The organism is Providencia sp. Je.9.19, assembly GCF_051129765.1.
Lineage (GTDB): Bacteria > Pseudomonadota > Gammaproteobacteria > Enterobacterales > Enterobacteriaceae > Providencia.
On sequence record NZ_JBCPSS010000012.1, the window covers coordinates 21,032 to 31,985 of the forward strand.

General features: G+C 40.2%; 10 protein-coding genes and 1 pseudogene. 10 read left to right on the forward strand and 1 reads right to left on the reverse strand.

The window, feature by feature from the left end; genetic code table 11:
• The first annotated feature begins 70 nt into the window (after nt 1–70).
• The 10 genes and pseudogenes from AAZR93_RS20900 to AAZR93_RS20945 all read left to right on the forward strand — a co-directional run bounded on the left by AAZR93_RS20900 (nt 71) and on the right by AAZR93_RS20945 (nt 8,244).
• Entirely contained in the window at nt 71–934 is an 864-nt protein-coding gene (locus tag AAZR93_RS20900) for a ParA family protein (protein WP_434720968.1), read from the forward strand.
• Between the two features lie 5 nt (nt 935–939).
• Nucleotides 940–1,968 carry a ParB/RepB/Spo0J family partition protein gene (locus tag AAZR93_RS20905; RefSeq protein ID WP_434720969.1) on the forward strand — a complete coding sequence of 343 codons (1,029 nt, stop codon included), beginning with the start codon at nt 940–942 and terminating at the stop codon, nt 1,966–1,968.
• Nucleotides 1,965–2,405, forward strand: a complete 441-nt coding sequence (locus AAZR93_RS20910; protein ID WP_434720970.1) for a hypothetical protein — start codon at nt 1,965–1,967, stop codon at nt 2,403–2,405. The genes AAZR93_RS20905 and AAZR93_RS20910 overlap by 4 nt, the downstream gene beginning before the upstream one ends.
• Nucleotides 2,402–2,755 (forward strand): hypothetical protein, encoded by a 354-nt coding sequence (locus tag AAZR93_RS20915; RefSeq protein WP_434720971.1) that lies wholly within the window; start codon nt 2,402–2,404, stop codon nt 2,753–2,755. Before AAZR93_RS20910 ends, AAZR93_RS20915 begins: the two co-directional genes overlap by 4 nt.
• Nucleotides 2,756–2,843: 88 nt before the next feature.
• On the forward strand, nt 2,844–3,230 hold the full coding sequence (gene umuD / locus AAZR93_RS20920; protein ID WP_434720972.1) for a translesion error-prone DNA polymerase V autoproteolytic subunit: 387 nt from the start codon (nt 2,844–2,846) through the stop codon (nt 3,228–3,230).
• A gap of 2 nt (nt 3,231–3,232) precedes the next feature.
• The gene (umuC, locus tag AAZR93_RS20925) at nt 3,233–4,501 is read left to right on the forward strand and encodes a translesion error-prone DNA polymerase V subunit UmuC (protein WP_434720973.1); all 1,269 of its coding nucleotides are present in this window, start codon (nt 3,233–3,235) and stop codon (nt 4,499–4,501) included.
• A gap of 81 nt (nt 4,502–4,582) precedes the next feature.
• Nucleotides 4,583–5,185 (forward strand): annotated as a pseudogene (locus AAZR93_RS20930) (ArsB/NhaD family transporter); the annotation flags it as partial.
• Nucleotides 5,186–5,195: 10 nt separating this feature from the next.
• The gene (arsC, locus tag AAZR93_RS20935; protein WP_434720974.1) at nt 5,196–5,621 is read left to right on the forward strand and encodes a glutaredoxin-dependent arsenate reductase; all 426 of its coding nucleotides are present in this window, start codon (nt 5,196–5,198) and stop codon (nt 5,619–5,621) included.
• A gap of 284 nt (nt 5,622–5,905) precedes the next feature.
• On the forward strand, nt 5,906–7,384 hold the full coding sequence (locus tag AAZR93_RS20940) for a SulP family inorganic anion transporter (RefSeq protein ID WP_434720975.1): 1,479 nt from the start codon (nt 5,906–5,908) through the stop codon (nt 7,382–7,384).
• A 2-nt stretch (nt 7,385–7,386) separates the two neighbouring features.
• Nucleotides 7,387–8,244 carry a universal stress protein gene (locus AAZR93_RS20945; protein WP_434720976.1) on the forward strand — a complete coding sequence of 286 codons (858 nt, stop codon included), beginning with the start codon at nt 7,387–7,389 and terminating at the stop codon, nt 8,242–8,244.
• Nucleotides 8,245–8,314: 70 nt separating this feature from the next.
• On the opposite strand, the gene AAZR93_RS20950 is transcribed toward AAZR93_RS20945, so the two are convergent.
• Entirely contained in the window at nt 8,315–10,312 is a 1,998-nt protein-coding gene (locus tag AAZR93_RS20950) for a BCCT family transporter (protein ID WP_434720977.1), read from the reverse strand.
• Nucleotides 10,313–10,954: the final 642 nt, after the last annotated feature.

Here is a 10,954-nt window from a genome sequence, read left to right on the forward strand (position 1 = left end):
AATATAAGTATATTCTTGCCACACCACACCTTTCTCAACATTTCGCATGCGAAATAAAAAGGATTCTAATATGGAACTCAAAACAGAAAAAAAACTTGGCAAGCTTATTGTAGTATGTAGTCAGAAAGGTGGTGTAGTTAAATCTCAATCTACAAATGAAATCTCTTTCAACTTGCAACAAATGGGATATTCAGTCTTAGAGATAGATGCGGATTGGACTACAGGATTAACAGAACGTACTTTTCCTAACGAATTACCGCTAGAGATAGAAAGGGAACCTTTGAAGCATGAGTTTACTCCCGGTGAAGCTAATACTTACCAACTGTTTTTTCCAAATACTGAAATTAAACCAATAACCCTTAGTGATGGTCGTGATTTTATTGGAACAACAAGTGAACTCAATGAGGTGAACTATAGACACTCTGATTGTATGTTTGATTTTAAGGATCGTATCTTAGAATTGAAAGAAAAATACGATTTTATTTTTATTGATTCAGCTCCATCTTATTCCAATGTTATGGTCGCTAGTCATATGGCTGCGGATTATTTATTAATTCCAACTTTATTAGAAAAACAATCGCGAAATGCCGTAGCTAAACAACTAGCATATATGCAAAAAATAAAGAAAAACTATAACCCTTCATTGCAATTCTTAGGGACATATGTGACACAAGCGACAGTTTCTAATTATTCCAAGCCACTTTTTGAAGGCTACTTAGGTGCTGTTGATACACATAATCTCAATATGCTAGTAGAGATACTAGAAGATAAAGGCTACTCCAAAGATTATATTCTTGCCTACATATCTTTTGCACAAGCAACTTCAAAGGAAGCAATAGAATTGGGACTGACATTTAAAGAGTATGAGCCTAAGTCAAAGCCAGCAATTCAATATGAAGAATTAGCCAAAAGAATTTTGAAACAGGTAGGGTAATATCGATGGCCAAAAAACAATTTATGAACCGCCTACGTGAACAAAATAGTAGGTCGGCACCAGAAACTATAAATAAAGTCATTGAAACAAAATCACCAAATGAAGATGTGAGAGATTCAGCTGCTCATCAAATAATGACTGATATTGCCCGTCCTGAATTAGAAGCTGAAGGGCAGATTATTAGAGTGCCAATAAATGAAGTCTATGCGGAGATTCAAGTTCGACCGGAAGATGATTTTGATGATTCAATAATTGAGGGTATGGCAAATACGTTTGATACAGTAGGGATACTTACTCCACCACGTTGTTATCCAAAAGATCGGAATGGCTATAGAATTTGGATGGGGGAAACTCGTTGGCGAACAGCAAAAAAACATGGCGATAGCTTTATTGATATCTATGTTGGTTCACCACCAAAGAACGAAAAATTAAGGATCATTGGTCAGCTTATTGAGAACTTACAACAATCGGGGCTTAAACCTTTAGCTACTGCAATCGCATTCAATGAGCTTAAAACCATACATGCTATGACTGGAGAAGAAATAGCAAAAACAGTTGGTAAACCAACGTCGTTTGTGAGCAAGCATTTAAAATTAATTAATGCTCCTGAAAGTGTAATCGCATTACTTAAAGACAAAGTAACTTTAGATGTAGACCTAGCGTACACACTTACTCAGATCAATGAAATTAATTCTGAAATTGCTGAAAAACTTGTAACCAAAGCTAGGAACGATGGCGTAACTCGTTCTGAAGCAAAAGACGAATTAAGCAAAATAAAAAATGTAGGCAAAGATAAAGTTTCGCATGCGAAATCTTTAAATAAAATAAATCCAGACCGAAAGTCTACTTTAAATGTTAATTCAAACCAAACAGGTGCTTGGTACGTTCAAGTTGAGTTTGATAATAAGGTAGGCATTATTGTTACGGATAAAAAACCTGACGGCGATGGTGTTGTTTGGGTGAAATATGAAAATAGGATTGATTCAATCGGCGTTGATAAATTAAAAGTAAAAGGTTTAGTTCAAATCCAATGATAGATACGCCATTTTCAGCTATGGCCACAGAATTTCGTGGCCAAATCATTAAAATCTGGTCACTAAAAACATCCGGTAATGCAACAGAAAAGTCGAGGATCTTATGCCAAAAGGCTATCGAGCTTGAGCTTGTTGAAAGATCAAAGCCTATGCCAGGTACAGCATTAATTCATTGGTCTAAGACGAATCCATCAAATACTCCGCTTTGGGCTGCTCAAAGCGCCCTCCTACTATTATTAGCAAATGGGTGGCAACCTAGTAACCATGCAGAGTGGTGCGGAATGGCTTCCTTATTTCAAAGATTGTATAAAAAGACGAATCTAGCTGAAATCTTAAGTTATCTACCTCAACAAATAAATAAAGATATCGCAGCTGGATGGATTGTGGCAGCTATAGAGGAAGACGTAAATTTCAGAAGGAATAAAAAAAGAAAATGAAATTTTCGGAACTAGAAATAATAATTACCTCTTCGGGCCGTCGTTCAATTGCCTCCATGTTGGTAGCTTATCTACTTGATGCTATTGATAATGGAACTGATGGTGTAGATCTTGATTTTTTTCAATCTGAAACTGGTTACATAAGAACAAATATTACTCATGTTGCTAACTATCTAAAAGAACAAGGTATCATTTTAATCTATTACTATAGAGATAATGTTGATATAAGTAACCGTGAGTACATTGAAGATAATATATTTGGTCGATGGGCAAAGCAGCATTATAAGCTAACTTCTGATGTACTAAATTTATATAAAAGAAATACAGATTTTATTTCGCATGCGAAATAAATGCGCCTAATTTGCAACTCTTTCTATTTGTATAACTTTAAAAATTAAAGTATATTTATACTGTATTTTTATACAGTATTGGTGAGCGATGCAAATCCCGATTTTTGAAAGCCAAATTGCCTGTGGCTTCCCAAGCCCCGCGCAAGATTTTGTTGAACGTCGATTGTCATTAGACGCGGAATTGATCCGCTATCCTGAAAGTACCTATTTTCTACGGGCGACAGGCGATTCAATGAAAGAGGCCGGTATTCTGGATGGCGATCTCTTGATTGTTGAAAGTCATTTAACCGCCCGCCACGGGGAAATCGTCGTGGCTGAATACAACGGTGAATTCACCTGTAAATACCTTCAAATACACCCCGTTCATGCACTGATACCGGCGAATTCAACATTTGAACCCTTGTTGATCACCGATGAGATGGATATCCAAATTTTTGGCGTCGTTCGCTACGCCGTTCATACTTGCGGTCGCTAAACATGTTCGCCTTAGTGGATGTGAATTCAATGTACTGTGCCTGCGAGTCGGTCTTTCGCCCTGATTTAAAGGGTAAGCCGATTATCTGTCTCTCAAATAACGACGGCTGTGTGATTGCACGTTCGGCGTCGGTTAAACCCTATATTAAAATGGGGGCACCTTATTTTGAAATCCAACACATCATTAAAGAAAAGCAAGTGACTGTTTTTTCTTCAAATTACCCCCTGTATGCCGATTTTAGCAACCGATTTATGGCTGTGGTCGCTAATCTAGTGCCTCAAATTGAGGTGTATAGCATTGACGAGTGTTTTGCGGATATCACCGGTATGGACGCCCTATCTTCCTGGTCTGAACTGGGGCATCAATTAAAAAATGATGTATTACAGTGTGCTCACTTGCCTGTGGGTGTGGGAATATCATCGACAAAAACCTTGGCTAAACTCGCTAATCATGCGGCAAAGACATGGAAGAAAACGGGCGGCGTGGTTGATTTGAGTTCACCCAGTCGTCAAAAAAAACTGATGGCGATATTGCCTGTCAGTGATGTATGGGGAATAGGACGAAAACTGGCAAAACGCTTAAATCAAAGTGGAATTGAAACCGCCTTGGATTTAAGTCGATTACCAACGTCCCAGGCACGAAAACTCTACTCGGTGGTATTAGAGCGAACAGTGCGAGAACTGAATGGCGAATCGTGTCTTCAGCTGGAAGAAATCGCCTCCGCGAAGCAACAAATTATTTGCTCGCGCTCGTATGGACATAAAGTGATGGATTATGAGTTGGTTCGCCAGTCAGTGTGTGCATTTGCTGAACGCGCCGCGGTGAAGCTGCGAGAAGAAAAGCAATACTGCCGCATGGTAACCTTATGGATTGAGAGCAGTTATTTTACGACCCAACAACCTTATCATCATGGCCATGAAACTCAGGCATTGGTTTATCCTTCTCAAGATACACGCGATATTATTCAGGCAGCGGTCTCAATATTAGAACGTTTGTGGCAACCCAATATGAAATACAGTAAAAGCGGCATTATGCTCAGTGAGTTTTCCCCTTCAGGGCAAATTCAACTTAACTTATTTGAAAGTGGCCCGCGTTTTCGCCATAGTGGTGAACTGATGCAAACCATTGACCACATTAATCGAAATAAAGGGTCAATTTGGTTTGCAGGCCAAGGTATTCAATCTCAAGCGATGCCCTGGAAGATGAAACAGCAATTTTTATCCCCGCGTTGGACGACAAAATTCACCGATATTCCGCTTGTCCGCTGTTAGCGATAGATTAATTATTAATCACCCAAGAAATTCTTCGTATAATCACATGATTAAATGATCTATCCACATAAAAATTGTGGGTTATTGGTACTGCTACTTATTGGTTTCTTTGTCTTAGAACCATTAGGTATTCCAGTGAGTGCAATTGCGGCTATTGGCGCCTTAATTCTTTGGGTGATTGCAGCCAGAGGCCATACGATTAATACCAAAAAAGTATTACGTGGAGCACCGTGGCAAATCGTCATTTTCTCTTTAGGTATGTACTTGGTTGTTTATGGTTTAAGAAATGCAGGGTTAACCGATTATCTTTCTGAAACGCTCAATTACCTTGCAGACAAAGGGTTATGGGTAGCAACAATTGGTACGGGATTTATAACTGCATTTTTATCCTCAATAATGAATAATATGCCAACGGTATTAATTGGTGCTTTATCCATTGAAGGGAGTGAAGCGTCAGGGCTAATTCAACAAGCAATGGTTTATGCCAATGTGATTGGTGCCGATTTGGGGCCTAAAATCACACCGATAGGGAGTTTGGCTACATTGTTGTGGTTACATGTTTTATCACAAAAGAACATGACGATTACGTGGGGATATTATTTTAAAACGGGAATTATCATGACGATCCCTGTACTCACCGTCACACTTATCGCTTTAGTACTTCGATTCTCACTGTTAAATTAAGGGTGATCCCATGAATGAAATTACAATTTATCACAACCCGAATTGCGGTACATCACGTAATACCCTTGCCATGATCCGCAATAGTGGCGTTGAGCCGACGATCATTTATTATTTAGAAACGCCTCCAACTAAAGATGTGTTAGTGCAACTTATTGCCGATATGAAAATTACGGTAAGGGCGTTATTACGAAAAAATATCGAGCCTTATGAGCAATTAAACTTAGAAAAAGATATTTATACCGATGAGCAATTAATTGATTTTATGTTGCAGTACCCAATACTGATTAATAGACCGATTGTTGTTACACCAGTAGGAACTAAGCTTTGCCGACCTTCAGAAGTCGTTTTGGATATATTACCTCATTCGCAACAACGTGAATTTATCAAAGAAGATGGCGAGGTTATTGTTGATAAACAAGGCATCAGAGTAAAGTAAATCACTGACGATATTTATCATGATGAGCGTACCGATGCAGGGCATCAGTACGCTCATGTTAATCCGGTACTTGCTTAAGGTCGTTGATATTGGTATTTTAAAAAAAACATACAATTCATAGGAACAGCTGATCATATTATGCGCCTTACGCCACCCTGAGATACCTCCTTCCTTTTAGGTTGATACTAAATCAGCCAATTTCCACATCCCTTCTTTGGGATAATTTCGTTTATTTAAAATATGCTCTCCCATCTTGGGATTGATAGATTACAAGGTAGTCTAATATGCTTTTGTCCTCATCTCGTCAGGACTGGCTGGGTAACATCCGTGGGGATGTCCTAGCCGGTATTGTTGTTGCTTTAGCGTTAATTCCTGAAGCCATCGCATTTTCAATTATTGCAGGCGTCGACCCCAAAGTTGGGTTATACGCCGCATTTTCTATTGCGGTAATTATCGCTTTTATTGGGGGGCGCCCCGGCATGATTTCATCGGCAACTGGTGCAATGGCACTTTTAATGGTCGTTCTGGTGAAAGAACATGGTCTTCAGTACTTATTAGCCGCGACGGTTTTAACTGGGATATTTCAAGTTATCGCAGGATATTCAAAATTGGGTAGTCTAATGCGATTTGTTTCACGCTCTGTCGTAACGGGATTTGTTAATGCGCTGGCTATCTTGATTTTTTTAGCGCAACTCCCTGAATTAACCAATGTGAGTTGGCATGTTTATGCCATGACCGCGGCAGGCTTAGGGATTATCTATCTGTTTCCATTAGTCAATAAAACCATTCCGTCTCCATTAGTGTGTATTGTTGTATTAACGATAATTTCAATATGGCTTGGTCTTGATATCCGAACGGTTGGTGATATGGGCGTTCTGCCTGACAGTTTGCCTATCTTTCTTTTGCCCGATATTCCCTTGAACATTGAAACGCTACTTATCATATTGCCCTACTCATTAGCTCTAGCTGTTGTTGGCTTATTGGAATCAATGATGACCGCAACGATTGTGGATGATTTGACGGATACAACCAGTGATAAAAATCGAGAATGTAAAGGGCAAGGCATTGCCAATATAGCCACTGCATTTATTGGTGGGATGGCGGGATGTGCGATGATCGGTCAATCCATTATCAATATAAAATCGGGTGGCCGAGGTCGATTATCGACACTGGTTGCGGGTGTTGTTTTATTGCTAATGGTGGTTTTTCTTAATGATTGGGTATCAAAAATCCCTATGGCGGCGTTAGTTGCTGTGATGATTATGGTGTCAATTGGAACCTTTTCTTGGCAATCCCTTGCCGATATACGAGTCCATCCGCTATCAACCAGCATCGTTATGATAGCCACCGTCATTGTTGTCGTTTGGACCCATAATCTGGCTTACGGGGTACTTGTCGGGGTGCTCATCGCAGCGCTTAATTTTGCCAATAAAGTCGCGAGATACATGACAGTTACATCAAGACTAGACAGAAAGGTACGTCATTATGAAGTTCGGGGACAAATTTTCTTTGCCACATCGGAACGCTTTGTTAATGCCTTTGATTTTAAAGAAGACATTGATAAAGCGATTATCGATGTGAATCATGCTCATTTTTGGGATATCACTTCCGTCAGCGCGTTAGATAAAGTGGTGATTAAGTTTCGACGTGAAGGCATTGATATTGAAATTAAGGGGATGAATGAAGCCACTGCAACGTTGGTTGATAAGTTTGGTATTCATGACGACCCGAAAAAAATTGAAAAATTCATGGGAGGTCATTAATTATGGCAGCAGATATCATTCAAAAAACTTGCGTAATTGGGTGTATAGACCGTTCGTCCTCGGCGATTACCGTTTGTCACGCCAGTGCTTGGATAGCCCAAACACTTAATCTTCCACTGACACTGTTACACATGAATGAAAAAATCCTAACATCGGCACACCATGACTTAAGCGGGATCATCGGATTTGACACCCGAGAAACCTTATTGAATGAACTTGTGGATATTGAAGAAAAACGAGCGCGTTTAACTCGTGAAGAAGGCCGACAATTATTGATGAGTGCAAAAAAAATCACTCAAGATTTAGGTCTTCTTGATGTTAATACACTTCAGCGGCAAGGGTCTTTAGCCGAAATGCTTAATCAGGAAGATACGCATATTGTTGTACTCGGTCGTCGAGGCGAGCAATCTGAATTAACGGGTCATATCGGCAGTCAGCTAGAGGGGATCATCCGTCTTCAAAAAAATTCAGTACTTATCTGTAAGCGAAATTTTGCCCAGCCTAAAAAGATTATGATTGCGTTTGATGGCAGTGAGGAAGGTGAACGAGTCATTCATCGATTAATACAAGTGAAATTATTAGCGGGTCGTGATTGCCATCTGGCGATGCACGGTAATCAAGACAGTCAACTCAAAAAAGCACAAGATATGCTTCATCAAGCAGGCATTGAGGTGAAAGCTAATTTACTTCAGGGTGGTGACAGCACTGTTGATGAGTTGTGTGGTTTTGCAGTACAAAACCATATTGACTTAATCATTATGGGGGCTTTTGGACATTCGCGATTGAGGCAATTTTTTGCAGGGAGTCATACGACAGAAATGATAAATAAAACTCCGGTATCATTACTCATCATCCGTTAGTTTTATCGTTTATTTTCAGTATTTGAAAAGAGGTGACTCAGGTGAGTCACCTCTCAATCAGAATAAGTGGCTACGATTTATCGACAATATGAATAAAGTGAATGTGTTTTTCATATTGATCGAGGATATCATGAATAATTTGTGCTTCACTCCATCCCATAATATCGTAGTCTTGCCCACCTTCCTTTAAATAAACTTCAGCGCGGTAGTATTTCTGAGATTCATTATTTTCATCATCATCCATACCCGCTAATGCAAAAGACGGCGTCAGATAGTCCCGTAATCGTATTTCATAGAGGAAATTGAGGTTCTCACCAAATTGCACTTCCAGTGTCACCCTATCGTCTTTCTCATTATGGATAGCGGCCTCGGTCCCCTGCTTTTCCAACTCCGTGACGACTGACTGCATAGCCGGCTCAATCACTTCCGCTATAAAACGTTTAACCTGACTACGTTTAGGGAAGAACGCTATTTTACGTAATCGACGCTCCCATGATAACCCTCCACGTCCGGTATTTGGAGCTAAAGTAGCAAGCTGTTGACTGTCTTTTTTATACACATCAATACGTAAGGCTTTTAGCAATCCGACGATAGCTGTCAATAAAATAATCGCAAAAGGGAGCGCGGTAGCAATCGTCATGGTTTGTAACGCCGTTAATCCGCCGGCCAGTAACAGTGTGATTGCAACGGCACCCATCAAAAAGGCCCAAAAAATACGTTGCCAAACTGGCGTGTGAATTTCACCACCTGAGGCTAACGTATCGACAACCATCGCCCCGGAATCCGCGGATGTCACAAAAAAGACAATGACCATCAGCATCGCGACAAAAGAAAGGACAGAGGAAAATGGAAAGTAATTTAAAAATTCAAATAAGGCGAGTGCAACGTCTTTTTGGACGACTTGCGCTAACATTTCCGCCCCATTATCGCGGATCAGATGGATGGCACTATTGCCAAAAAAAGTCATCCAAAGCAGCGTAAACCCGGCAGGGACAAACAGAACGCCGGTAACAAACTCGCGAATGGTACGGCCTCGAGAAATTCTGGCGATAAACATCCCCACAAAAGGCGACCATGAAAGCCACCAACCCCAATACAATAACGTCCATCCCCCCAACCATTCACTGGATTGCGGTTCATAAGCATAAAGATTGAAGGTTTTATTGATAATGTCTGAAAGATAAGCACCGGTATTTTGAACAAACGATTTGAGTAACAGTACGGTCGGGCCTAAAATCCCAATTAATAACAGTAACAGTCCGGCTAAACTGAGATTGATCTCAGAGAGAATTCGGATCCCTTTATCTAAACCACTGACGACCGATAACGTGGCTAATCCCGTGATCACCACAATCAAAATCACTTGCATCGTTGGACTCACGGGAAACCCAAAAAGGTGAGCTAACCCTGCATTCACTTGTAAAACACCAAAGCCTAATGATGTCGCCACCCCGAAAACGGTACCGACAACAGCAAAAATATCGACAGCATGACCAATAGGTCCATAGATCCGTTCACCAATGATCGGATAAAGTGCTGAACGTAAGGTGAGCGGTAAGCCATGTCGATAACTAAAAAAAGCGAGAATTAAGGCGACAATCGCATAAATCGCCCAGGCATGTAGTCCCCAATGGAAAAACGTAATTTCCATCGCCTCTCTTGCGGCTTGGACGGTTTGTGGATCACCAACGGGAGGGGAAAGATAATGCATCACAGGTTCTGCGACGCCAAAAAACATGAGTCCAATACCCATTCCGGCGGAAAATAACATGGCAAACCAAGAAAGATAACTGAATTGGGGCTGGGAATGGTCAGGGCCCAATTTAATTTCACCAAATCGAGAGAGGCCTAAATAGGCGACGGTCAATAAAATCAATGCGACGGCCAGAATATAAAACCAACTGGCATTCTCAAACAATTGCCCCTGTAACGCTTTTAGCCATATTTCAGAACGTTGAGGAAAAATAGCGGCTATCGTAACAACACATAAAATAATAAAAGCAGAAATAAAAAAAACGGGCGGGTTTATTTTTCCCCACGTTTGTGGCTTTTGTGGTGATAATGACATTCAATCTCCCTTTTAATGTGTATTCATGATTGTCATGACACGTGATTTATTGTGATAAAGCTAAGTTATTTAATTAAAAAGTAGCTAATCATGTGTTTATCCTAAAAAGCCTCTCTCATGACATTCTGCACAGCATGATAAATTATTAGTAATATATGAGAGGGTTTAGCTTGATACACAAATAGTAAAACATTTATAGCGTTGTAACAAAGTCTTATCGGAGATTATTTCTTAACCCCATATTGATATTTCAATGTGTCAACACACAATATCGTGTATTTTTATGAAAATTAAATGTTGGAAGAGTGCTCTGGCGTGGCAGGATAAGTGAAACGGCGTCAGGCCGAGCCAGAAACGACGAGGTCCCTCAAATCGGTATCGGTAAGCTTTGACGGAATTCATCGCTACCTTGCAAGGGTAAATTGCTTACAATTAGGCATAAAAATAACATGATTAAATGGGCGAAATAAAATGCGTTCCTTTCATCACGTTGATGCACCGATATAAAACGGGCGGTTTTAGTTGACAAAACCGGCCCGTTTATAGCGTTGTCACGGGGCACTTTTATGATTAGCCCAGTTGAAACTTATTGTTTGACTTTATGAATAATATCAATGTATTGCGTTTTATCCTCTGCTGATG